The 23943-nt window shown below is 41.9% G+C and carries 23 protein-coding genes and 2 pseudogenes; 14 read left to right on the top strand and 11 right to left on the bottom strand.

Annotated features, from left to right (window positions below; genetic code table 11):
- Positions 1-11: 11 nt before the first annotated feature.
- Positions 12-515, bottom strand: coding sequence for a peroxiredoxin (locus Q0465_RS07950; protein ID WP_298614816.1), 504 nt, complete (start codon positions 513-515; stop codon positions 12-14).
- Positions 516-836: 321 nt separating this feature from the next.
- Here Q0465_RS07950 and Q0465_RS07945 point away from each other — a divergent pair, with 321 nt between their 5' ends.
- A complete protein-coding gene (locus tag Q0465_RS07945; protein ID WP_298614814.1) occupies positions 837-2141 on the top strand; it encodes a solute carrier family 23 protein in 1305 nt (434 codons plus the stop codon).
- On the opposite strand, the gene Q0465_RS07940 is transcribed toward Q0465_RS07945, so the two are convergent.
- A complete protein-coding gene (locus Q0465_RS07940) occupies positions 2138-2452 on the bottom strand; it encodes an MGMT family protein (RefSeq protein ID WP_298614812.1) in 315 nt (104 codons plus the stop codon). The genes Q0465_RS07945 and Q0465_RS07940 overlap by 4 nt on opposite strands.
- Positions 2453-2683: 231 nt before the next feature.
- Between Q0465_RS07940 and Q0465_RS07935 the strand changes: the two genes are divergently transcribed.
- On the top strand, positions 2684-3163 hold the full coding sequence (locus tag Q0465_RS07935) for a methylated-DNA--[protein]-cysteine S-methyltransferase (protein ID WP_298614810.1): 480 nt from the start codon (positions 2684-2686) through the stop codon (positions 3161-3163).
- A 113-nt stretch (positions 3164-3276) separates the two neighbouring features.
- On the opposite strand, the gene Q0465_RS07930 is transcribed toward Q0465_RS07935, so the two are convergent.
- Complete coding sequence (locus Q0465_RS07930; protein WP_298614808.1) at positions 3277-4734, bottom strand: MFS transporter; 1458 nt, start codon at positions 4732-4734, stop codon at positions 3277-3279.
- A 302-nt stretch (positions 4735-5036) separates the two neighbouring features.
- On the opposite strand from Q0465_RS07930, the gene Q0465_RS07925 reads away from it, so the two are divergent.
- Positions 5037-5873, top strand: coding sequence for an aldo/keto reductase (locus Q0465_RS07925; RefSeq protein WP_298614806.1), 837 nt, complete (start codon positions 5037-5039; stop codon positions 5871-5873).
- A gap of 184 nt (positions 5874-6057) precedes the next feature.
- On the top strand, positions 6058-6336 hold the full coding sequence (locus tag Q0465_RS07920) for a zinc ribbon domain-containing protein (protein ID WP_298614804.1): 279 nt from the start codon (positions 6058-6060) through the stop codon (positions 6334-6336).
- A 157-nt stretch (positions 6337-6493) separates the two neighbouring features.
- On the opposite strand, the gene Q0465_RS07915 is transcribed toward Q0465_RS07920, so the two are convergent.
- Positions 6494-8443, bottom strand: coding sequence for an LruC domain-containing protein (locus tag Q0465_RS07915; RefSeq protein WP_298614801.1), 1950 nt, complete (start codon positions 8441-8443; stop codon positions 6494-6496).
- Between the two features lie 1083 nt (positions 8444-9526).
- On the opposite strand from Q0465_RS07915, the gene Q0465_RS07910 reads away from it, so the two are divergent.
- The 5 genes and pseudogenes from Q0465_RS07910 to Q0465_RS13685 all read left to right on the top strand — a co-directional run bounded on the left by Q0465_RS07910 (position 9527) and on the right by Q0465_RS13685 (position 12178).
- On the top strand, positions 9527-10846 hold the full coding sequence (locus Q0465_RS07910; RefSeq protein WP_298614798.1) for an MATE family efflux transporter: 1320 nt from the start codon (positions 9527-9529) through the stop codon (positions 10844-10846).
- 19 nt (positions 10847-10865) lie between these two features.
- Positions 10866-11099 carry a hypothetical protein gene (locus Q0465_RS07905; RefSeq protein ID WP_298614795.1) on the top strand — a complete coding sequence of 78 codons (234 nt, stop codon included), beginning with the start codon at positions 10866-10868 and terminating at the stop codon, positions 11097-11099.
- On the top strand, positions 11096-11485 hold the full coding sequence (locus Q0465_RS07900) for an RteC domain-containing protein (RefSeq protein WP_298614793.1): 390 nt from the start codon (positions 11096-11098) through the stop codon (positions 11483-11485). Before Q0465_RS07905 ends, Q0465_RS07900 begins: the two co-directional genes overlap by 4 nt.
- 129 nt (positions 11486-11614) lie before the next feature.
- A pseudogene (locus Q0465_RS07895) lies at positions 11615-11844 on the top strand (hypothetical protein).
- Between the two features lie 56 nt (positions 11845-11900).
- Positions 11901-12178: pseudogene (locus Q0465_RS13685) on the top strand (DUF3876 domain-containing protein).
- Between the two features lie 304 nt (positions 12179-12482).
- Here the strand turns inward: Q0465_RS13685 and Q0465_RS07890 are convergent.
- From Q0465_RS07890 to Q0465_RS07870, 5 genes are all read right to left on the bottom strand, one after another.
- A complete protein-coding gene (locus Q0465_RS07890) occupies positions 12483-13232 on the bottom strand; it encodes a hypothetical protein (RefSeq protein ID WP_298614791.1) in 750 nt (249 codons plus the stop codon).
- Positions 13233-16208 (bottom strand): DNA methyltransferase, encoded by a 2976-nt coding sequence (locus Q0465_RS07885; RefSeq protein WP_298614788.1) that lies wholly within the window; start codon positions 16206-16208, stop codon positions 13233-13235.
- A gap of 105 nt (positions 16209-16313) precedes the next feature.
- Positions 16314-16865, bottom strand: coding sequence for a site-specific integrase (locus Q0465_RS07880; protein ID WP_298614863.1), 552 nt, complete (start codon positions 16863-16865; stop codon positions 16314-16316).
- Between the two features lie 79 nt (positions 16866-16944).
- Positions 16945-17295 (bottom strand): phage integrase SAM-like domain-containing protein, encoded by a 351-nt coding sequence (locus Q0465_RS07875; protein WP_298614785.1) that lies wholly within the window; start codon positions 17293-17295, stop codon positions 16945-16947.
- The gene (locus Q0465_RS07870; protein WP_298614782.1) at positions 17283-17453 is read right to left on the bottom strand and encodes a hypothetical protein; all 171 of its coding nucleotides are present in this window, start codon (positions 17451-17453) and stop codon (positions 17283-17285) included. The genes Q0465_RS07875 and Q0465_RS07870 overlap by 13 nt, the downstream gene beginning before the upstream one ends.
- 457 nt (positions 17454-17910) lie before the next feature.
- Between Q0465_RS07870 and Q0465_RS07865 the strand changes: the two genes are divergently transcribed.
- Entirely contained in the window at positions 17911-18123 is a 213-nt protein-coding gene (locus Q0465_RS07865) for a hypothetical protein (protein WP_298614779.1), read from the top strand.
- On the opposite strand, the gene Q0465_RS07860 is transcribed toward Q0465_RS07865, so the two are convergent.
- Together Q0465_RS07860 and Q0465_RS07855 are read right to left on the bottom strand one after the other, a co-directional pair.
- Positions 18120-19022 carry an AraC family transcriptional regulator gene (locus Q0465_RS07860; protein ID WP_298614776.1) on the bottom strand — a complete coding sequence of 301 codons (903 nt, stop codon included), beginning with the start codon at positions 19020-19022 and terminating at the stop codon, positions 18120-18122. The two genes, Q0465_RS07865 and Q0465_RS07860, sit on opposite strands and share 4 nt — an antisense overlap.
- An 18-nt stretch (positions 19023-19040) precedes the next feature.
- Complete coding sequence (locus Q0465_RS07855) at positions 19041-19946, bottom strand: AraC family transcriptional regulator (protein WP_298614773.1); 906 nt, start codon at positions 19944-19946, stop codon at positions 19041-19043.
- A 307-nt stretch (positions 19947-20253) separates the two neighbouring features.
- Between Q0465_RS07855 and Q0465_RS07850 the strand changes: the two genes are divergently transcribed.
- From Q0465_RS07850 to Q0465_RS07835, 4 genes are all read left to right on the top strand, one after another.
- Positions 20254-21279, top strand: coding sequence for a cyclophilin-like fold protein (locus tag Q0465_RS07850; RefSeq protein WP_298614770.1), 1026 nt, complete (start codon positions 20254-20256; stop codon positions 21277-21279).
- A gap of 76 nt (positions 21280-21355) precedes the next feature.
- On the top strand, positions 21356-21652 hold the full coding sequence (locus Q0465_RS07845; RefSeq protein ID WP_298614768.1) for an aldo/keto reductase: 297 nt from the start codon (positions 21356-21358) through the stop codon (positions 21650-21652).
- A complete protein-coding gene (locus tag Q0465_RS07840) occupies positions 21649-21801 on the top strand; it encodes a hypothetical protein (RefSeq protein ID WP_298614766.1) in 153 nt (50 codons plus the stop codon). The genes Q0465_RS07845 and Q0465_RS07840 overlap by 4 nt, the downstream gene beginning before the upstream one ends.
- Positions 21802-22017: 216 nt before the next feature.
- Entirely contained in the window at positions 22018-23607 is a 1590-nt protein-coding gene (locus Q0465_RS07835) for an ATP-binding protein (RefSeq protein ID WP_298614765.1), read from the top strand.
- Positions 23608-23943 lie beyond the last annotated feature (336 nt).

Below are 23943 nucleotides of genomic sequence, written 5' to 3'. Positions count from 1 at the left end.
CTCCTTATATCCTACTTCAATGCTTTTTCTATTTCTGCAATCAGTTTCTGAAAAGACGCTTCATCATATCCTTCTTCTGCATAGCAGATTTTACCGTTCCTGTCTATAACAAAATTCCGGGGGATGACAGCCGTTGCAAACTGAGCGTAAATTTTCCGGTCCGGATCCATTCCCATGGGAAATGTATACCCCCTTTTTTCCCTGAAAGTTTTAATTTTTTCATAACTGTCCTGACGGGATATAGGCAAAAAAACAAATTCTTTTCCCTGAAAACGGTCGATAATGTCGGTTTGTACACGGGCCATTTCACGTATACAATCGGGACACCAGGTCGCCCAAAAATTCAATAAGACAACTTTCCCCTTTAAATCTTTTATCTGTACGGTCTGTCCGTCAAACATCTTTACTTCAAAATCCGGAACTTCCATACCGGGTTTTACCAATGTTTCTGCTTTTTGGGCAGACAGACTTATATTTATCAGAATCAGCAACAGCATAAATATTCCTTTTCTCATATTGACTTTCATTTATAACATACATAAAACAAAGATAAACTATTTTAATCATTTCTGCGTACTGACGTTTCATAATTTCCCCGGTTTATTGATTCTCCCGTTTTTATATTGTAAGTTTACAGACTGAAAAGGAAAAAGGGATGAATAGCATTCCGGGGCTGTTTAAAGCTTGTCCGCAAATGCGCTGACGACCGAAATGCCCTTCTGTTAAGAACAATCAGGAACATCTGTTCCCTCAATCAGCGAAACGTTAACCCGTTTCTGCAGGGAAGCTTTCATCCGATAATCCGACATCCGAACAAAATCAAATCTGTTGTAAAAATGAAATACAATCTGAATGACAAACCCGGTATTTTTCCAATGTTTATGTACGGATTACAATGGTGGATTGTATCCATTCCCTGTGTGGTTATTATGGGTATAATTGTCGCTCAGTTGCATTCGGCAGATGCAAACGGACAAATTTTCTATATGCAAAAGCTATTCGGGATAATGGGGATCGCCATGACGGCCCAGGTGTTAGGAGGGCACCGCCTCCCCATCATCATTGGACCGGCTTCGGTTCTTTTAATCGGAATTCTAGCAGCTATTTCGGTAGGAACGACGGCTATCTACACAGCTATCCTCGTATGCGGAATCTTTGTTGCGCTCTTAGCTTTTTGTGGCTTTTTGTCCCGTTTACAAGCGATTTTTACTCCCCGCATTATCATTGTTATTCTTTGTCTGATTGCTTTCACCTTAGCTCCTGTCATCCTTCAACTGATATTTACCAATGGAGATTCTACTTTATTCCATTTATTTTTTGCCCTTTTACTGGCTTTTAGCATGCTTATAGGAAATCATTTACTTCAGGGGATCTGGAAATCAATTGTAGTCCTTTGCGGAATTATCGTCGGTAGTCTTATTTATTACAGTATACAAGGATTTCCCGTTCTCTCTTCCCTTTCAGCTATTTCTTCCGGCGAAAATAGCCTGTGGCTGTGGCCACTGGATTTTGACTGGGGAGTTATCCTTTCTTTTTTCTTCTGTTTTATTGCATTAATCGTGAATGAACTGGGTTCTATTCAAGCGGTAGGACAAATGATCGGAGCAGATAAAATGGAAAAACGCACCACCCGGGGAGTCGGATTTATCGGTTTATCCAATATCCTGGCCGGAGCTTGCGGTATCATCGGTCCTGTAGACTATTCTATGAGCCCGGGAATTATTGCCGCCACGGGTTGTGCTTCCCGCTTCACTCTCGTTCCTGCAGGTCTCGGGCTTCTGGCCTGTGCGTTCTTTCCCGGTTTTATCCAGGTTTTGAATTGTATTCCCGGAGTTGTGATGGGGAGTGTACTGCTTTATCTCATGTCCTCCCAACTTTCCGCCGGCCTGCAAATGCTTGCCCGTAACAAGGCAGTAGCTGACTTTAACAGTGGTATCATCATTGGGTTTCCGCTTATGGTAGCCTTGGCATTGGCCTTTGTTCCCCATGAAGTTATCAACCAAATCCCCGCTTTTATCCGCCCTATCATTGGAAACGGATTCGTTATGGGAGTGATCTTCGTACTCCTGCTCGAACACCTTGTTTTAAAACATCCTCCCCTAAAAAGTAAAAAGTCAGAAACAGAAAACAAGATACCTTAAGGAAGAAGTTCTTCCCACAAATCTGTCCGGAGATCTACACAGCCATTCTTTTTAAAGAGAACCCCCTCCTGGAGTAAAAGTTCCCGTTGCTCCGGCCAATGGGGCACCATACGGCCCTGACTGCCGACAACGCGGTGACAGGGAAGGTGCAGAAAAGGAGGAGCTTCCGATAATGCTTTTCCCACCCGGCGCGCATATTGAGGTTTCCCCAGCAAACGGGCAATCCAACCATAAGTACACACCTTACCAGAAGGGATTTGCCGGACAATACTGTAAACCTCAGCATAAAATGCCTCCTGATCTTCGGTCATCTTTCAAACAGTTTTTACAAAATTAAAAAATCTTCTGTAACTTATTCCTTCTTTTTTATAATCCTTATGCTTTTTACATCCTGCTTTCTCTACTTCCTGTACCGATTTTATTTAGGAAAAGGATATAATCCGACCGGAACAGCAGCTAAAAATACGATAAGATCCACAGATTGGACCGATAAAACACTCAAATATTATTTCTTTTTTTTACCTTTCGCAAAAATCAGCAATATGCAGGCTATTTATTTTTATGAAGGAGCTATCGGCCGTTACGGCATACAGGAAACAAACGGACAACTGACCCGCTTGTGGTTAGGGGACCGTATTGCTTTTGCCCCCTCAGAACCGGAAATAAAAGAAACTCCTTTACTTATAGAAGCAAAGGCACAATTGGATGCTTATTTCGGAAAAAAACTGCAAAAATTCAGTTTACCCTTAGCCCCTCAGGGAACAGATTTCCAATTAAAAGTCTGGGAACTGCTTCAGCAAATTCCTTACGGACAGACCACCACTTACGGAGAAATAGCAACGCTTGCCGGTGCTCCGCAAGCCTGCCGGGCTGTCGGCAGGGCAAACGGACGCAATCCGTTGCCGATCTTCATTCCCTGCCACAGGGTCATTGGAAGCGGGAATAAACTGACAGGCTATACAGGAGGTCTGGATATAAAAATAAAACTTTTACAAACAGAAGGCATCCTTTTAAAGTTCTGATTTCTTTCTAAAGAATGGCATTTTGTTCCCGCCTCCCTTCTTCATTCCGCTAAATGACCTAAGCTTCTCCCTTCCCAACTAATGAATATTCAAACATCGGAACAGCCGAACAACTAAACATCCCTCCCTTTCCCCGAAATAATTCCTCTCTCGCCCTTATCTTTTATTGTCCCCGTTTTTAAAGGCATCTGTTGGGATAAACGCAAACAACTCACAGCTGCCGCCACTAATGCGAATCCGATTCCGACAAATAAACTGGAGAAAGTATTATGCTGCTGATTTGACAGACTGAATAAAAGAGCTACTAAAGTCGCCCCTAAAGTCTGTCCCAACAACCGTGCTGTCCCGATCATGCCACTGGCCCCTCCGCTCCGGTTTGTAGGGGCGGAAGAAATAATCGTACTATTATTCGGGGTCTGGAATAAACCAAAGCCTGCCCCGCATATCAACATACGCCAGACAATATCAGCATCCGCAGGCTCGGGCGGTAAAGCCGTCAGGGCATATAGTCCTGCCGCAAAAACCAACATTCCCAGGCATCCCAGTAAACCGGCATGCACCTTTTCTACCAGATAACCGGCTAAAGGAGCTGTAAAAAGAGTTGCTACCGGCCAAGGGGTTAGCAATAATCCTGTAGCAATCTCACTTCGTCCCAAAGTATTCTGTAATAAAAAAGGCAAAGAAACCAAAGCCAGCATCTGAGCCGTAAAAGAGCATATAGACGTTCCTACCGAAAGGGCAAAAATAGGGATCCGCATCAAATCTACGGGAAGTAAAGGAGCTTTCTGCTTTAACTGCCGCCGGAGAAAAAACGTACCGACAATCACCAGTAAAAGCAATTGAATAATTAAGAAATCCATACGTTCATGGTGAGCAAACCCTTCCATGGAATAAATCAGCAAACCAAAAGTAAAAGCATTGGCGACAGCACTGATTTTATCGAATTTATGGTTTTGACGTACTTCCCGTTTGGGCAAAAACCGTATACCCATGCCCCAGGCAAAAATACCCAGCGGAATATTGATAGCAAACAGCCATTGCCAGCTCCCTAAAGAAAGAATGGCGCTGGCAACGGAAGGTCCGGCTACAGCCGAAACGGCCACCACCATAGCATTGATACCCATGCCCCGCCCCAGATACTTCCGGGGATAAATCGTCCGCAACTGAGCCGTATTTACACTCGTAATAGCCGCTGCTCCGAAACCTTGCAATACACGGGCCGTCGTCAGCATCCAAAAAGAACCGGAAAGGGCACAAATAAAAGAAGTCACACAAAACACCGCTACTCCGGAAAGGAATACCCGGCGATAACCATAAATGTCTCCTAAAGAAGAAAAAGAAAGCAGAGAGACCGTTATAGCCAACTGATAGGCATTCATCACCCATATTGTTGTCGAAGGAGTGGTTCCGAATTCCCGGGAAAGTGTCGGCAATACAATATTGACAATATTGGCATCCAATACGGACATTACCAAGGCTAAAGAAGCAGCAATAACCGCCCATATCCGCCGGGGATTTGGTAAACCGTCCGTCTCATCCGAAGTGATGACTGGAGTTTGTAATCCTTTCATGCCGTTTTAAAACAATCCGGACAAAAATACAATTTTGATTTGTAAACCGGTACCCTTAAGAAAAGCATTTCTCTGCCCTTTTGGTGAATTTAACTTAATTTTAAAACTCAGATGAAGTCTCTCAACAAACGATTTTCATTTTTTTCTCCCTTCCTCTTTTTATTCCGGAAAGCTCTTATTGAAACTGTCCTCGTGGAAATTCCGTAGAATCCCTTATAAAATCACTTCATTCGTATAGAAATGTCTTTTCAGACATACAGAGAATATCAACTTCTATTTAAATAAAATTGATCCGAATCCAGATGAAAAAAGAAATAACTTTCCGAAATAAAGTAAAAGTGCCGGTTCTGGGACAAGGTACCTGGAACATGGGGGAAAAAGCTTCCAAAAAAGCCGAAGAACTGAAAGTAATAAGAAGAGGTATTGAATTGGGACTGACTGTTATCGACACTGCAGAGATATACGGGGAAGGGGGATCAGAAATACTAGTCGGTGAAGCCGTTAAAGGTATACGGGAAGACGTGTTTTTGATCAGTAAAGTTGCTCCTTCCCACGCCACCCAAAGAGGAACACATACAGCCTGCGAAAACAGTTTGAAACGATTAAAGACCGATTACCTGGACCTGTATCTTTTACATTGGCGGGGACGTGTTCCTTTGGAAGAAACAATCTGCGCTTTACAGGAATTACAAAAAGAAGGTAAAATTAAGCAATGGGGGGTTAGCAATATGGATATAGCAGATATGGAAGAAATTTATGCCCTTCCGGAGGGGAATAACTGCGCCACCAACGAAATTTTGTACAATTTAACCCGCAGAGGTATCGAATACGATTTACTTCCCTGGTGTCAGAAAAACCAATTACCCCTCATTGCATATTCTCCTATAGAACAGGGCCGTTTACTCAATCACAGCGGCTTAAAAGCCATAGCCGACCGGCATTCTGCCACTCCTTCCCAGATTGCCCTGGCCTGGGTATGCCGCCAGCCGGACGTCATAGCAATTCCCCAAACTTCGTCTTTGGAGCATCTGGAAGAAAACGCTAAAAGCCTTTCTATCCGGTTAACCGAACAAGATTTATCAGAACTAAACCGCTATTTTCCGGCACCTACACAAAAAATACGCCTGCAAATGATCTGATGAATATCTAAATCTAATTTTTCCTTTTCCAAAATAGAATAAAAAACGAGAAAAAAGGAAGGAGAAAAACTATCTTTGTTTCCATATTTACATTAGATAACATCAGCAAAAGCGAAAAAATACATTGTGTATAAGCTAAAAAACCTTAAGAAAGGGAAAAACGAATCCTTAAAATAAATAAAATATGGAAACAAAATTTTGTCAGAGTTGTGGTATGCCCATGACAGTTACGGAAGAATTCGGGAAAAATGAAAACGGCAGCAGAAACGAAGACTATTGCTGTTATTGTTTTCAAGACGGGAAATTCACTCAGAATTACACCCTGGACGAAATGATCGAACATTGCGCCCAATTTACAGAAGAATTCAATAAAGGAAACGGCACAACTTATACAAAAGCCGAAGCAATGGAAGAAATGAAAAAATTCTTTCCGCAATTAAAACGCTGGAAACAACAGGCTTAACAGGAATAAATGTAATAAAATATCCGGAAAATTTTTCAGGAATTTGAGTACTTATTTGAAAACGGATTAACGGAATTTGTTTCCCGATTCCTTTTCTTCATTCGATTCAAATTGCCTTTTACCTTCTGAAATAATTATCCGGATATTTTATTTATCTCTATTTATTTTTATTTAAATACCATTTTGAATTCTGTTTCCCACCGGAAGAAACCCAGCCTGAAAATTCCGGATATTCCGCATCAATCCTCACTCCTTCGGTAGGACAATCAAATGAACTTACCCCCGATAAATTCAAAGCAAACGGAAAGGAATTATCGGATACATAATAAAGTTCATCTTCCAGGCGGCTTTTATCGTCATGAGTCCCGAACAACGACAAATCTGCCAAGTCCGTAGGCGGATAATTTACCAGGTGGACTTCTCTTCCCCTTCCATCACCGGACTGAACAATAATAAAAGGATTATAAGGAGGCACCAACCTCTTTAAATCTATATCGTTCCTGAATTCCGTCGTAACTGTAAAACGCCCTTGATTAACAGCTTGCCTTGCATTATCATACAAAATAAATGTCGGATGTTCCTGGTTGGGCTCCATGGTTTGCCCATTCATAAAAACAGAAGTAGATTTTCCTTCTATTGTTACACTTTTGACTTCTGATTTATCAACCAGATGTAACTGATAACCAAATGCATTTTGGAACAAAGCTCCGTCATGATAAGGGGTAAAGCAGTCTACTATTTTGTAAACCCGGTTTCCCAATACATGCTTATAAACCTTACTTTCATAAGAGACAACAACATCATTCATATCGTAATCCCCCTGCTTGGGCCACATATCCTCAAAAGCCAGGATTCCCCTATAAGTAGTATAATTCTCTTCATCCTTTGGTCCTTCCCCGTCAATTACGGGAGGCAATTTATCTGAATCTACCGATTCTTTATCCATCTCTAAATAGAAAAGAGCATCCCCGAAATTTCCGCCACCGTTTTCCGACCAGGCATCTTCAAATCCTAAAGCGATCATATCCCCCTCTGCCTGATCATCATATAAAGCAATAGTTCTTTGATAATGATCTGTATTCAAAAAAGGATCGGAATAACGGAAATTCTTTTTCCCATTAATTTTTCCTGTGCGAACTTCAAATCCGGATTCTATTAAAAACCATCCGATGCTCACTCCTGCCGGAAACTCCTCCACCAATTTTGTTCCGTCCCAATACTTCAGTTGAATCTGGTCTCCGAAGTTCAAGGCTCCTGCCTGGCTCACCCCGTCCCGTCCGTAATAAGCAGAAGTATGGGGAAATGCCAGGATCTTCTGAGAAATTTCATCCACAGAGGCTGGCGGATTTCCCGTAGGGTAAGTGTAATACCCCACTACATTTTTCTTCGTAGCAGTACTGTTCAGGAAAACGAGTTTAATCTTGGTTGCCTTTCTGATAGAAGTTTCCACGCGTACTCCCTGTTGTACCAAATCCGGGTAATTCTTACGAATATCTATCCAACCGCAAAGTACATTTTTAATTCCATATAACAGGTCAGCAGGAGGCGTAGCCCGTTCTGCCAGTAAATAATCCGGCAATCCCCATTCATCCCAATCTCCCAGCACCATTATATCGTCCGGATATTCCTTCCCTCCTGATGTGACAGCCCGTGAGGAAATCAGAGAACTTACGGCAGCAGGAACTGTCACCCGAATCGCATTTCCTGTCACTTCAGATTTGACAACCGGAATTGCTCCGGGATAATCGGAACATATGTATACTTCATCTGCCCAGATCGGAAGTGTAATCTCATCCGAATATTTTCCCTGGGTATCTGTTGCTCCCCGGAAAAGAGGCTCTATTCCTTTCCGGGTCAAACTTCCGTCCGCCCCGGTTTCAAGAGGATTCTCCCCGTAAATTTCAAATAATACCTGATAATTCTTCAGCCTGCTTAAATTATAATCTATATTTACAGTCACCGGTTTAGTCGTCGCAAAGTCAAAAAAATCTCCCTTCGGTTTCTCCTCCGGAGAACGGAACACATCTTTTTTTTCACATCCGCTCAAACCTATAACTATCAGACTAACAAAACCAAACAAAAAATAAATTCCTATTTTCTTTCCCATTTTTTCGTTTATTTCAAATTCCATCACAAAGATAAAGATAAAAATAAAAATGTGTGCAGATAAGCGCAAGAAAGTTGCAAACAAGGAGTTCAGAGAAAAATGAGATGCAAAAGCGAAACGAAGCTGCCGGAAAACCAACCGAAACCGGCGTTAGTTTATATTCCGTTACTCTAAACGACAGGGAAAGTTTTCAGAATGCGGAATTACAAGCTCTATTCATTTTGTTCAGGCTACAAACCGATCCGAATTTCCGGTATTGGTATAAAGCGGCGAAAACAGTCATTTCCGTTTGAGGTAAAGATAAGGATAAAAAACGAGAAAGGGAGCGGATTGAAGCAAGAAGGTTGTAAACAAGGGATTTAGCGGAAAATGAGCCGCCGGAGCGATGCCAAGTAAAACCCTCGAAAAGCCAATTGAAACCGGAGTTACGTTACTATCCCGTTACTCTGTTCCGAATGGCAAAGGCGGTTTCAGCAGGATTTCAAAGCGCTGAAATACAAGCTCTATTCGTCTTGTTCCGGCCGCAAATATAGCCGAATCTCCGATATTCGGGCAGAGGGAGGCGAAAGACAGTGCAAGTCGAATGCAAAGCCGCATTTATTCGAGCTTTGCTGAGACGCCGCCTGTCTAAACCGAGCACTCTTTTTGGTAAAAAAGGTATATTTCGGGTGCGATTGCGCTGATTGGCTGTGATTTGCGTATCGAAGAACAACTCTACAACAAGTATTTTCAAACAATGGGTAACGGGATAGAAACGAACGAACTACTTTAGTCTGCGGTGTTTTTCCATCGCTTCAAATAACTCTTTAAATCACGGCAAAGGTGATAAAAATCCAATTACATACTCCTATTCCCCTGAAAATATATACCTTTGTATTCAACAAGTTAATATATCGTTCATCTTATGAAATGGCAACTCTGTATATAGCTTAAATGCTTCAGGGCGGTCGGGGAGTTAATAAGTCTTCGGCCTATATTTTATGCCCTATTCTAAATACAGAGTTTTCTCAATTACATTTCTGATTATGATTTATGGCACTGCAAAAAGTAGTGCTCAATGGTCATATTATATTAAGTTGAATAATGAATTATACATATAAACAAATATGGCTCATCAACTTGCCTATAATGGTGAGCCTACTCATGGAACGATTGATTAATTTCACAGATTCCATTTTTCTGGGTCATGTCAGTCAGATCGATTTAGGAGCATCGGCACTGGCTACCATGTATTACACAGCCATTTATATGCTCGGTTTGGGGTTCAGCCTTGGAGCACAAGTTGTTATCGCAAGGCGGAACGGTGAAGGGCGGTATATGGATGTCGGCAAGGTTTTTTATCAGGGATTGATTTTCTTATCTGTTTTTGCCGTTATCGTTTTCATACTATCCAAACTGTTTTCTTCGGTATTACTTCGCATGACAATTTCGTCCGATAATGTCTATCAAGCTACCATGAAATATATGGAATGGCGAGATTATAGTTATCTGTTTGCATTTCCTTTATTGGCAATTCGGGCTTTCTTCGTTGGAACGACCCATACCAAAATTCTTACAGCGAACTCTATCATTATGGTAATCTGCAATGTTATGTTTAACTACTTGTTAATATTTGGAAATGCAGGTTTTCCTAAATTAGGTATTAGCGGGGCTGCTATAGGTTCATCACTTGCAGAGTTTGTCGGATTATTATTCTTGATTCTATATATGTGGAAGCGAGTAGACAGGAAACGGTATGGATTACGTGCCAGTTTTGATTTAGGGTTATCGCTTCATCTCTTAAACATTTCTGTTTGGACGATGGTACGTTCATTTTTTTGCATCGCTCCTTGGTTTTTATTCTTTGTAGCAATTGAACATTTAGGAGAATACGAACTTGCAGCAGCAAACGTAATAAGAAGTATCTCAATGCTCTTTTTTGTGATTGTCAATTCATTTGCGACTACTGCTATTTCGTTGGTTAGTAACCTTATCGGAGGAAATCAAATTTCAGATGTAATGCCACTTTCCCGTCGCATCATATTGCTAACTTACGTAATAGGTATTCCATTGATTCTGTTATCTTTTGCTTTTTCGGGAACTCTTTTAGGGCTGTTCACTAACGATGAAATAGTTGTTCAGAAAGCATTTTACCCATTCTGTGTAATGCTTTCTACGTTTATTATCTCTGTGCCGGCTTATACATATTGCAATACAGTAATAGGCACAGGTAATACGAAAGTAGTATTTGTGTTTCAGATAATTAATATTATTATCTATCTGTCGTATCTATTTGCTTTGTCCCGTTCTCCGAATATTCCACTTGCAGTATATTGGACTTCCGAGCAAATATACGTGTTGATGTTATTACTGATGTCGTATGTATATATGAAAAAAGGCAGATGGTTTAATAAGAGTGTCTAATCCTGACAATGATTTATCTATGTGGGATATTCTGGAAACAAGGCTATTCAAGTTCTTATCAGCTTCTGATACAGAAAATGACATTGAACCGCAAATCAAAGATACATATAGAGAGTTTGTGGAAAGATTAATCTTCTATTTAGATTCTGAAACAGATAATATGAAGCGCATTCGCACTCTCAATTTGATTCATATAGAAATTGAAACAGTTAAATCTTTGGAGGTTTCTTATGGAGCAAAAAAGATGTGTTGAAAATTGTTTATTCAGATAAGGTATTATCTTTCGTTCAAAAAGAACTGGAGTTAATCCATAAACAAATGGAGTTCCCACGATATTTCACTAAGATAGAAACCTTATGGCAATCACCACTATATCTTGCTGACAAAACTCATCTTATTGAAATTATGGAAATGGTGAGTGGACTGTTCTTATCTAAACGAGTAGTTACCCACAACGGAACAGAATCACCACTAACCGAAATCGGACGAGCTTTTGAATATCTTTTCAATATCAAATTGGGTGACATCCACAAAAAACACGGGAATGTAATTTGCCGTAAAGCCAATAAACGAACCGAGTTTTTAGATATGCTTCGCAAAGCCATAACCGAAGAAAGTAAGAAGAAAGGCTATCTATAAATCAGTGACTTATCAAGAATTAATAGGGGTGTAGTATATCTACACCCCTAACTTGTTTGCATCCCTTTTCCGAACGTTGCTTTATCAATCGATTGGTAATCTTAATGTTGAATTTAATAATGAAGCAAAATGTATATAGACAACGAAAACTTCGACAAGTGGATGGAACGGCTATCAAAGAAACTCTCCGAAATCGGGCAAGTGGTAAACTTCCTTACTTTACGATAAGCCATAAGACCTATTATCGTGCAGCCGACATCCGGACATTTATTCAAGAAAATACCGATAGTAAGACCCATGAACGGTTCAAAAAGGGAAATCAACTTGATAAGCAAACCGAAGCAAAACAAGGCGAGTAATGTTACCCTCTGATGAAGTGCCGCCACTCCCCATTTAGCAGAAACCGCCTCACTCTATGGCTCGGCTCATTTCGCTAAATGAAGCAAGAGGGAACCGGAAGAGTATCAACCGAAATCCTACCATAATGGTTCACCGAAACGGTGAGAGTTACCAGTTAAGTATTATCTATTATGAATGAAACCACCAAACAGGCAAGCCCCATCGACTTATGAGATCCAGGAGGATGAACAGGGTTATTTTGCGTACCTCAATGGTAAACGAGCTTCGATTACCTATTACCAAAGATTAGATATGCCAACCATCGCCACATTGGGCGATTACATGAGAAACTAAAAAGCAATGAATGATATACCCGACAACAAATCTCCGCAAATCGGATTGTTCTTTACGGCTTTAAATGACCTTTTAAATACCATTCAACAAGCCCTACAGAACCGTACTCCAAACCTGAACGGAGGAAAGTACCTCACTAATCGAGAGGTCTGCCAACTTTTACGTATTTCTTCCCGTACCCTCCCAAATTGGAGGGATACGGGGGAAATAACATTTATCCTGGTTGAAAGGAAAGATTCTGTACAAGGAGTCAGAACTTCGGAGTCTAAAATAGATATATCTTCTAACAAATACTCAAAAGGCTTTATCTAGTAAAGTCATATAGAAAATGATGAATCTTTATTGGTTCACATTTTCTATTTTCTGAAATGTCATACCGAGTATGAGTAGACTGAAAATAATATGGAAATTCTGTTTCTAAAAGCCCTTCTCCACTTAATTCACCAAAACAATGAGTATTTGAGTTTAATTTCAATTTTTTTATCTGTTCAAAAATAGCCTGTTTTATATTGCTACAATCTCCGTCTTGTACAAAACCTATCATTCCTCCAAAATTTTTATCAGTGGAATATTTATTGACAAGAAATCTGTAGACACCCCCATCTTCATATTTTCTATTCTTCTTCATCTTATTGGGATTGTAGACATACTCGAGAATCGAAAATAGTTTATCTTCAAGACATTTACACTCAAATGAAAAGTAATGATTCCAAAGACTACTCCTTATTTTAATATCATAAAATCCCAACAATGCAGAATGTCTATTCTGCGGTTCCAGTTCAACGGTTAAAAGATGGGTTTCTGTAAAAGTGTAATTAGATTCTAATTTTTTACGAATAAACTCTTTTACCGTTCGTTCATTTTTAGTCTTTAGAATATGTTTTTCTTCTTGTGAAATACTATTATATAGGGATGTGATATAATCCAATATTAAATTCGTCCAAAATTCATCTTTATTCCGCAGGGTGTTATTCTTTGCAATCTTAGCAATTAATTCTAAAGAACCTAAGTCTGCTTGATGAGTATCATCTATGTGTACAAAAGTTACTCCCATCTATTGTTCCAATAAATTAGTTAAAAAAACTCTCGCATCTTCAAATGCTTTTGACTTAGACCAATTTTTTATATTATTTTCCCGAACAAAGAATAAACTGTTTTTGGCATATATCCTATCTTTAATCGTATAGATATTAGCATTGCCTATTTCTTTTACTAATTTATTTAAGTGGTAATTAACTACTTGATCGATAGAAATAGTTCGTTTTCCTTTTTTCGATTCAAACTCTATCTTAACACCGACAAAACTAGACGTTAATTTATTATCAATGTATTTAGTGCCTTTAATGCTAACAGTTTCACTAATATGGGGTTTTATAGTGTCGATAAATAAAGATATATATTCATCAATTTCATTAATCTTTAGTTTTCTTGTCTTTAGAAAGAAATCACATACTTTTTGCCGTTCAAACTTACTTAAGCCGTACAGATCAAATATTAGTTGATTTAACATATCCTTACAAGAATCAAAAGATAGTACTCCCTCTGATAATTTTGTCGATATTAAAGAAATCTTTTTTTGTAGCTCTTCGTCATACAGAATAGGAATAGGCAATTTAATGATGTCATTCATTGTTGTTTTAGGGAATGAATCTGAAACTCTTTTTCGATGCCTTATCATTAAATAATAATTAATAAGATCTGAATTAAAAATCGCCGTAAACAAGGGATATAGTTTTGGATCCTGTAGCTGTATGGAATATATATCAAAACAATAATAAGTAGGAGTGTTAGTATATATAGCTCTTAACCTTATACCAGTACGAGGGAACAATATCCTTTTGCCAATATACTCATCATTGGTACGCACCCGTTCAAATACATCTTTATATTTTTCAATATTAGATTGATAGAATTGGTATTTCCCCACGACTTGAAAAGGTTCTATATTGGAACATTCCAAAAAAGGAATACAATAATCATTGTCTTTTTCTTCTTTGCTATATTGTGCTATAAGATTTTCTTTATATTGCTTTTTTTCTTCTTTTGAATATGTTCTCCAACCAATAGGTTGATTTCCACTTCCAAGAATTTGTATACCATTATTAATGGCCACCCCAGTCATACTATCTGAATCTTCAACTAAAAATTGAGATAATGGATCACATTGAGAGTAGATTTTTGCTGTAAGCTTTAGATCTTGTTCATCACCCACAAAATAATCTTTTAGGAATATATCTTGATTTATTAACTCTGATTGCTTGAGCTCTATTAAGTCATTATCTCTTAATAAGACTATTTTAAATAGTTTCGAAAAATCAGTTAGTTTGGGGGTTAAAAAATTAAACACATTATCCTGCTCTGTTTTACCTGAGAAAAGAATAACGGCTGTACTTTCTTTTGCATTTTCAAACAATATATTTTTCACCTCTGACAAATTGTAGAATTTTAATATCCCATATTTGTTGAAGAAAAACTGTTGAAACTTAGTAGATGAATCACTATTGAAATTTGATAAATTTGAAACAAATCCCAACTTTGTTCCATGACTACACCATTCTTGTATCTTTATAAAAAAACATTGGGACAGTTGTTTATTACTTACTATGTCTTTATGATTTTCCCAAAAAGATTCCTCTTCTTCTCCTTCTCGAATTGTTAAGAATGGCGGATTCCCTATTATATACTCAAAAGTATTATTGCCATTTATTAATGATACATCTAAAGCATTGCCATGTACTATATTCGAAGTAAAATCAAATGGGAATATTTTAAAATTTTCTTCGGTTTCTATCTTAGTTTTTATAAAATTCTTTAATTCATCCGGCTTTATTCCATCCAAAAGTTCCAGATATAAAGATAAAATAGCTAATCGCCTTGCATTCTCTTGTTTCTCTATGCCATATATATAGTCTACTAATACCTTATTTCTTTTAACAATATCTTCTACTGAAACATTTAAAAGTAAATTTTCATTAGCTAATAATTTTCGCAATCCAACGACCAGAAACATTCCAGAACCACACGAAGGATCTAAAATTTTACCAGTTTTGTCTATGGTTTCATCAACAATTAATTTAGCTAATCCTTCTGGAGTATAAAAAATACCTTCTTCTGACTGATTTTCGTCAAAGAACATTTCATAAACATGTCCGATAAATTCCGCAGGGATAATATCAAAGCTATATCCAAATAACGAGAGCTGTCCATTTTCAAAATTTTTCCTTTCCAAAGCATCCGCAATCAAACTTAAAGCAGGATCGAGTAAATGTTCCGTTGGAATATGTGGGTTTTCAAAAAGAGAATTATTAAATATATGATTGATTATATCAAATAATTTATTTATATCATTTTTTCTTTGAGATTTTAGCAATTGAATATAAGTGTCATTGTTTGAAAAATAGTGACTATAAAAAAACGAATTTATAATGTGCTTATCTTCAAGAAATTTAATAAATAACGTTCGGTCAATTAATGCTTGAATTATTTCATCACGTTTTTTGCCTTCTGAAATGACTGAAGTGTATATATCTTGTAGCTTTTTTCTTAAAATTCTTAAAGTCTTTACTAGACCACGATCAACCGTTAATCTTTTATTTTTAATATCTTGTTGAACATGTTGATAGGCTTCCCAGAAAAGTCCTGTGTCAAAATTAAATTTAGCAATCTTTTCTAATAATACATTATCTTCCTCATTCCCTGTAAATGAATCTATTTTAACAGGTGGTTTTAGTGGATCAGAAAACGAGTATAATAAATCTAATTTATCTTGATTTCGAACAAACAATAAATCACTCTTATTTTCGTTCCAAATATATTTTCTTATTTCAAATACTTCATCTCCATTTAGGTCTGCTACGTCAACTAATGTAAAAACGCATTGCGTTTTTTCATTAGATGGAGTATATCTAAATATTTTCCCTGCAACTTTTTGAGAAATAGACGAATTACGATCAAACGTAATCTCTATCGGTTTCAACTCTTCATTGAAATCGAAATTTATATGCTCAAAAAATGTCTTACTATTCATCATATCACAAATGTGTTCTATATACAAATATAGATATAATTTTCCTTCTGCAGAAATTTTTCAGAAAATACCTCATCTATATTATTTGATTTTAAGAGGATTACAAATTCACAATTTATATTTCCCCTTAATCCGTTCGGCAAGGTTTGTCATATCCTCATTGATTTTAGTACGGGTTATATCCGCATAGATTTGAGTAGTGGAAATACTTCGATGTCCCAGTGTTTGGCTAATCGTTTCTATAGGAACACCCATTGAAAGACAGAGGGTTGCATAGTTATGCCTTACCATGTGATAGGTCAGCCGTTTATCAATATTGGCTGCCTTGGCTATCTTTCTCAACTGAATATCAGCATTCTCTATTGTGCATAGCCTAAAGACCTTTCCATCAAGACCGGCAATAGCTGTATTCCGGTATTTCTCGATAAGACGCAATGGAATATCAAATAGGGGAATGTAGGAAGCAGTTCCAGTCTTTGGGCGATTTAAGACAATCCACTGTTTGCCATCTTCTTTCCGTACAATATTATCATACCGTAAGTTCTTCAAGTCCGCATAGGCAAGCCCCGTGAATGTCGAAAACAGAAACATATCATGGATAAACCGTTGTGTACCTGATTTAGGGGGAGTTTTCATTAACAAATTCAGTTCGTCATTGATGAGTGATTTGTTTTAAGCTCGGTCTTGTCCAATTCAAAACTCTCAAAAGGCGCACGGGTAATAATTCTCCGATGCAACGCTAACGTATTACCTTGTTTAACAAGACAATCCGAGCCTTAACAGTTCTCGGCTTCATCTTACGTTTTATACGGAAAAAGAAATTCAATGCTTCGATGAAAGGTAAATCAAACTCGGCAAGGGGAATATCCCCTACATGGTATTCTTCCAGAAGGAATTGTTTAAGCTGTTTATAAAGGACTTCATATTGTTTGTGGGTGGATTGTGCTCGGGCTATGCCTATTCTCCCTTTGAAATCTTCCATCATTTCACCGAACAAGACAAGCAACGTTTTCTGTGCGGTGGCAATTCCTTGAAAGGCGTTCTTCACTTCGATAGCGGTTACTTTTCCTGTCCGCTTTATACACTCCAAAGCCGTTCTTCTATTTTCAGCTTTGAGCCGAATTGTGCAATAGAGTTACCGATGATGATTTTACCCACAATCGGGTAAACGGCATTGGGGTTTGTTTCTGTTCTTTCCGTGCTTCCTTCTCGTTTGAGGTAGAAGGATACTTTTAGTTCGTTGTTCATAACGCTCACATTTTAAGTTCGTAAAATTACTTTCAAAATGAGTTATCTGAACAATGTAAACCACAGACAAACAACGCTATAACCAGACGTATAATGTCATTGTTTTGCTCTGTTTTTCGCTTAATGAAACGGGTAACGGTTTAGAAGCGTAAAGTCTGCTCTAATCCGCTTTTTCTTGCTATTTCGCTACTCGGCATCCAAAGACACTAAAAGACATACATTTCTATCAGTCAATCAATTACCCATATTTTCTCTCTTTTTCCTTTTACACTGCTTGTTTTCTGCGTAACTCGATACCTTTTGAGTTACTCCCGAAAGCCTTGCCCTGACGGGGAACAATCGACCCTCCGTAGTCGGGCGATTGAAAAATAAATAACGGTCAATAACAGCAGAGTATACCGAAGCTGCAGCATAAAAGAAAGAATAACATAAAGCCTTTGAAACGGAAGTGGCGGTGTTGGAGCGTAAGATCCAGCTTACGCTCGCGCCACCTAAACCAAAGGCAGGACAGGAACAGACCGACGGCGTACAGCAAAACGGACAACGCGAACAACAGCCGGAAACCGTCAATCCCGATATGAGCGACGATTTTGTCCGCAATCATGTTCTTGTCATAAGGTCGGGCGTATCGGAAGAATCCAAAATGCTGGGTAAAGGAATGAAAATTTAATTTTGTGAATATCTGTAATCACAGGGTGCAATACCTGTTATTTTCTTGAAAATAAGGCTGAAATGCTGTACGTTGGGATAACCTAACTGCCGGGCAACGGCAGCAGGTGTTGTGCCGGCTTTCAACAGCATTCTTTTGGCAACGTCCAGACGTTTGAACTGGAAATATTCCTCCAGCGTCTTGCCTGTTTCAAATTTCAGCAGGTCGTTGAAATAAGACGGAGAAAGACCGAGTTCTTTGGCAAGAGGTTCCGGTGTGGGTAGTTCGCCGTTTTGCAGCTTGCCGGAAGCGATGTAGTCGTTGAGCAAACGTTCCATCTTCTCCAGTATGGCCTTGTTTTTGTTCTCGCGGGTGATAAACTGCCGTTCGTAGTAGCGGGTACAATAGTCCAGCAAAAGTTCGATGTGGCGGGAAAGGATGGTGCTGCTGTGTGTGTCAATCGGATGGTGCAGTTCTTCCTCGACGTTCCACAGGCAGCAGGTCACTTTTTCCGTTTCGCGTTGCGAGAGGTGCAGGGCTTCTTCTTTATAGTAACGGAAGAAGGTATAATTTTTGATATGATTTTTCAGCGACGTGCGGAATAGCAGGTCGGGATGGAACGCCAGGAGATAACCTTTGCCGGGCAGGGTATTGTTCCCGCTCATGCGGAATATTTCACCCGGCGTGAGAAATACCATCGTAGCATTTGAATAGTCGTAATACCTCCGTCCGCAGCAGCAGCAACCGTCCGGACAATCCTCAATGAGCAGGATGGCATAAAATTCGAATTTCACGGCATCCTGTTCCAGCGGCGGATTCTCCAGATTGATAAGGCTTGCCTGTGGATGCAGCGTTTTGCCACCCAGACAACGGTTGCATTCATACACGGTTTTGAGATCCAATGTTTTCTCTTGCTTCATGTCTTTCTCCGTGTTTAATTACATGACATTTTGTGTACGATATTCATTGGGAGTACATCCCACCCGTTTCTTGAACAGGCGGCAGAAATGCTGCGGATACTGGAAGCCCAGCGAATAGGCTATCTGGCTGACGGTATCTTCTGTATCGGAGATGCGTTCTTTCGCTCTTTCGATGACTTTCTCCTGAATGTATTCCTGTGGCGTTTGTCCGGTTTCTTTCTTGAACATGTCACCGAAGTAGTTGGGTGAAAGGCAGAGCTTGCCGGCGCAATATTTCACCGTGGGCAATCCATCTTCTTCAGCATGTGCTCCTTCGAAATATTCATCGAGCAGGCGTTCAAAACGCACCAGTACGTCACGGTTTGCTTTGGTGCGGGTAGCGAACTGGCGCTCATAGAAACGCATACAATAGTTGAGGAGCAGTTCGATATGGTTTACGAGCAATGTTTTACTGTGTTTGTCCACGCCATGTTCCAGTTCCGTCCGGATGATCTTCAGAGAGGTAAGTACGATATTCCGTTCTTCTTCAGACAGATGCAGGGCTTCGTTTACTTCGTACGAAAAGAAGGTATATTTCCTGATCGTCTTTCCGAGCGAGGTCCCCCGCAACAAGTCGGGATGGAAAAGAATGCCGTAAGAGTTTATTTGTATCTGATCGCCGCTTGGAATAATGTCGGCAGTTTGTCCGGGTGCAAAGCAAACGATGGTTCCCTCCTGGTAGTCGTACGTTTGCCTGCCGTATTTGATGTCACAGAGCTTCTCGATTTTCAGGTATAGCGCGTAAACGCCATAATTCCAACGGGTGTAGTCCACCCGCCGGGTAGCCTTGTTCAGATCGATGACGCTGACCAGTGGGTTAAGGGTTTCGAGCCCATATAAATTATTATACAAATCTACACTGTCCAGATTTATTATTTTATCCATATATGCAATTATTTAATTCAGACAAATATATAAGGTATATTAAATTGCCCGAAGTTTACCGCTACAAAGTTAGGAAGTAATTCACCGGCTTCTATAACCTTTATTACTGATATTGCAGGCGGTTTATAACCCCGGTTACAGATGATACCCTCAAATCAGCAAACAGGCTGGGACAGAAGTGCAAAATCTGTAATCGAGGTCATATACGCATCGTATAATCTGTAATTTATCTACCGGCAGCCGGCATGGAAATGCCGAATTTTGCAACATCCCGGAAAGGGAATAAATAACAATAAAGATTTTGGTTATGAAACGATTCTGGTTCTTATCATTTTTACTGTCGACGGTGCTGTCCTTCCCGGCCTGCGGAGGAGACGAACCCGACAATCTTCTGACGCCTCCCGAACAACCCGGGAATCCGTCCGGCGGCGATAATCCCGATCCGGGGAAGAACGCGAAGTATCTTATCGTGTTTGCTTCGCGCAGTGGCAATACGGAGCGTGTAGCCCAGCAGATCCGGACAGTGCTGGACTGCGATATGCTGGAAGTGGAGCCGCAGACGGCATACGAGAGCGATTACGATGCGATGCTCGGCCGTGCCCGCGCGGAACTGGCCGCGATACGGGAAGGGAATTGTCCCGCCGTCAGGACTTCTGTGGAGAGCTTCGAGGGGTATGACCTGGTGTTTGTGGGGTATCCGGTCTGGCACGGTTCGATGGCTACGACGATGCAGGCGTTCCTGCACAATCATGCCTCAAAACTGACGGGCAAGCGTATTGCCCTGTTCGCCACGAGCGGGGGCAGCGGTATTTCCACATCGGTGAATGAGGCGAAGGCACTGTGTGCGGAGGCAGCCGTCGAAAGCAATACGCTGTTGCTGACGTCGCTCACGCAGGTGGAAAGCCGTGTGGCAGCGTGGCTCGGACAGTTGGGCGCAAGCCGTGAAGAAAATAGTAATAACGATAATAATACATCTATGAAAGCAAAAATGACGGTTGGCGGCCGTACGGTTACCGCCACGATGGAAGACCATGCAGCCGGGCGGGATTTCCTCGCGCGCCTGCCTTTGGAAGTGACTTTAGCGGATTTCAATAACACGACGGAGAAGATTTTTTACCCCTCGCCGGCATTGACCATTGAAGGCGTGACGCGCGGTTGCGCACCGGTTGCGGGCGACATCACGATTTATGTGCCCTGGGGCAATGTGGCTATTTTCTGCAAGAACTGGCCGCAGAGCCGTGACCTGGTCCGAATCGGGCATATCGACGGGGACGGCATCAGCGCACTGAGTGCTTACAGCGATGAGGTGGTTGTGAAATTTGAAAGGAATTGACGACAAACACAGGAAACAAAAATCAGACTGCTGGTAATCGTGCTGTTCGTTGGCCCGGCATGTGCCATGCAGGTCTGTGTCGTTAACAGCGGCTCTGCATAAGCAGCATAAAGTCATAGATCAAAAACAGGTAATCAGATGGATTCCCGCCTGCCGTCATCTGGGGCTGGGTGTTTTGCCGTGGAGTCCGCTTGCCGGAGGAGTGCTTGGCGGAATATTGCAGAAGGAGGTGCAAAGCGAACGTACTTCCGCCGTGAAGTCGCAGATGGAGGGCTTGCGTCCCCGTCTGGAAGCCTATGAACAGTTGTGCCGTGAAATGGGACGGGAACCAGCCGGGGTAGCTCTTGCGTGGCTGTTGAATAATCGGGTGTGACGGCTCCCGTAATTGGTCCGCGAACGGTGGAACAACTGAAGGGTAATTTGCGGGCAGTCGGGGTCAAGTTACCGGATGAGGTCATCGCCCGGCTTGACGGGATATGGCCCGGCCCGGGCGGGGAAGCTCCGGAGGCTTATGCGTGGTAAACCAAGGGGACGTGTCCCTCTTGCGAAACGTACACGTCCCTTCCGGTGGAACAAAGGGACGGGGGCATTGTTTCACCCTCCGCCGTCACCATATTTCGTTATATTTCCGTATCTTTGCATAAGATAAGCTGCACCTCGGCATAAAAAATGAACTTGTTCATTTTATTCTGCTCTCGGTTTGCATTATCTTTGCTACAGCAAAAAAAAATTTCCGCCATGGACTTAACCGTAAAACAACCGTTCCCCGGGCTCCCGCGCAAAATGCCGATCGGCATCCAGAGTTTCGAAAAACTGCGCCGCGAAGGCTTCGTATATGTCGACAAAACCGCGCTGGTCTACCGCCTAGCGAATACGCCGACGCCCTATTTCCTGAGCCGCCCCCGGCGGTTCGGCAAGAGCCTGCTGCTCTCGACGCTCGAAGCCTATTTCCTCGGCAAACGCGACCTGTTCCGTGGTCTCGCCATCGAGCAACTGGAGACGGAATGGGCGCCGCACGCCGTGATCCACCTCGATCTGAATGCCGAACGCTACGACAGCTACGACAGCCTTGTGAAAATGTTGGAGTATCAGCTAAGCGAGTGGGAAGAACGCTACGGAAGCAGCGGGAAAGGGAATTCCTATTCCACCCGTTTTATGGAGGTGATCAAGGCGGCCTATGCCCGGACAGGCCGCGGCGTAGTGGTACTCATCGACGAATATGACAAACCGCTGCTGCGCAGTTTCGACAATCCCGACTTGCAGAAGGATTTCCGCGAAACGCTCACCGCCTTCTATACCGTGCTGAAAAGTGCCGACCCATGGCTGCGATTCGTGTTCATCACGGGGGTAACGAAGTTTGCGCAGATGGGTATTTTCAGCAACCTCAACCAGCTGAACGACATCAGTTTCGATGCCGACTATGCCATGCTCTGCGGACTGACCCGCGAGGAAATCGAGGCTACGTTTGCACCGGAGCTGCAACTGCTGGGCGAAACGAACGGACAGGCCCGCGCGGCAACCCTCGCGCGGCTCACCCGCTTGTACGACGGCTACCATTTCAGCCGCGGACACCTGCCGGGGGTCTTCAACCCGTTCAGCGTGCTGAGCGTGATGGCCAAACGGCAGTACGATAACTACTGGTTTTCGACGGGCACGCCCACGTTCCTGGCCGATATGCTCCGCGAAACGGACTACGACCTGCGGGTATTGGACGGCGTGCAGGTGCCCGCCGCCATGCTCACCGACGACCGCGCCGACCGCCGCAATCCCGTCCCGATGATCTACCAGAGCGGATACCTCACGGTCAAGGATTACGACGAACGGTTCCAGGAATATACGCTCGGTTACCCGAACGACGAGGTGCGCTACGGCTTCCTCAATTTTATCACGCCGTTTTACACACCCATACCACAAACCGAAACGACGTTCTACATTGGAAAATTCATCCGTGAACTGGAAAGCGGCGACGTCGATGCCTTCCTCACGCGGATGAGGGCTTTCTTTGCCGACATCCCGTACGAGCTGAACGACCGCACGGAGCGCCACTACCAGGTAATTTTCTACCTTATCTTCAAACTGATGGGACAGTTCAGCGAAGCTGAGGTCCACAGCGCCCGCGGCCGCGCCGATGCCGTGGTGAAGACCGCCGACACGGTATACGTCTTCGAGTTCAAGCTGGGCGGTACGGCCGAGGAAGCCCTCGCACAGATCGACGACCGTGGTTATCTGATCCCCTACACCGCCGCCGGCCGCCGTATCGTCAAAGTCGGCGTCGGGTTCAGCGCCACGGAGCGCAACATCGACCGCTGGATCGTCGCAGAGGGATGAAGTCAGCGACGGGTCCTTTGATTTAAAACCTGCCGCCGACCTCGCCACGAAATAACCCCACCCCAAAGCGACACGTGGCTTCCGGTGAAACAATGCCTCCGTCCCTTTGTTTCATCGGTTTACTCATAATGTCAGATCAAACCGTTGTTCGATATCTCACTGCGGCAACCGTCCCGCTCAGAGTCCCAGCTGCCTCCCTTGACGACGTACGAACCGCCGCGGGTGTCGGCGGGCGGGGTGAAACGATAGCTGTTTTATTTCATTGAAAGAGAATAAAAAAGTGCCGCTCATCGTTTCGCGTGAACGGCACTTTCCGTCGGTTTTGTAACCGGAATT

This window comes from uncultured Odoribacter sp. (genome assembly GCF_937966165.1).
Taxonomy (GTDB): Bacteria; Bacteroidota; Bacteroidia; order Bacteroidales; family Marinifilaceae; genus Culturomica.
The sequence above is the reverse complement of the archived record's forward strand: the minus strand, read 5'-3'. Positions and strand labels throughout refer to the sequence as shown.

Coding starts and splice junctions, on each gene's coding strand:
- Q0465_RS07915 (WP_298614801.1), bottom strand. CDS start 8,443: ATGGGAAAGAAAATAGGAATTTATTTTTTGTTTGGTTTTGTTAGTCTG.
- Q0465_RS07935 (WP_298614810.1), top strand. CDS start 2,684: ATGCAGGCTATTTATTTTTATGAAGGAGCTATCGGCCGTTACGGCATA.
- Q0465_RS07850 (WP_298614770.1), top strand. CDS start 20,254: ATGAAACGATTCTGGTTCTTATCATTTTTACTGTCGACGGTGCTGTCC.
- Q0465_RS07885 (WP_298614788.1), bottom strand. CDS start 16,208: ATGATGAATAGTAAGACATTTTTTGAGCATATAAATTTCGATTTCAAT.
- Q0465_RS07920 (WP_298614804.1), top strand. CDS start 6,058: ATGGAAACAAAATTTTGTCAGAGTTGTGGTATGCCCATGACAGTTACG.
- Q0465_RS07835 (WP_298614765.1), top strand. CDS start 22,018: ATGGACTTAACCGTAAAACAACCGTTCCCCGGGCTCCCGCGCAAAATG.
- Q0465_RS07855 (WP_298614773.1), bottom strand. CDS start 19,946: ATGGATAAAATAATAAATCTGGACAGTGTAGATTTGTATAATAATTTA.
- Q0465_RS07910 (WP_298614798.1), top strand. CDS start 9,527: ATGAATTATACATATAAACAAATATGGCTCATCAACTTGCCTATAATG.
- Q0465_RS07950 (WP_298614816.1), bottom strand. CDS start 515: ATGAGAAAAGGAATATTTATGCTGTTGCTGATTCTGATAAATATAAGT.
- Q0465_RS07925 (WP_298614806.1), top strand. CDS start 5,037: ATGAAAAAAGAAATAACTTTCCGAAATAAAGTAAAAGTGCCGGTTCTG.
- Q0465_RS07930 (WP_298614808.1), bottom strand. CDS start 4,734: ATGAAAGGATTACAAACTCCAGTCATCACTTCGGATGAGACGGACGGT.
- Q0465_RS07870 (WP_298614782.1), bottom strand. CDS start 17,453: ATGAACAACGAACTAAAAGTATCCTTCTACCTCAAACGAGAAGGAAGC.
- Q0465_RS07945 (WP_298614814.1), top strand. CDS start 837: ATGAAATACAATCTGAATGACAAACCCGGTATTTTTCCAATGTTTATG.
- Q0465_RS07940 (WP_298614812.1), bottom strand. CDS start 2,452: ATGACCGAAGATCAGGAGGCATTTTATGCTGAGGTTTACAGTATTGTC.
- Q0465_RS07890 (WP_298614791.1), bottom strand. CDS start 13,232: ATGGGAGTAACTTTTGTACACATAGATGATACTCATCAAGCAGACTTA.
- Q0465_RS07860 (WP_298614776.1), bottom strand. CDS start 19,022: ATGAAGCAAGAGAAAACATTGGATCTCAAAACCGTGTATGAATGCAAC.
- Q0465_RS07905 (WP_298614795.1), top strand. CDS start 10,866: ATGTGGGATATTCTGGAAACAAGGCTATTCAAGTTCTTATCAGCTTCT.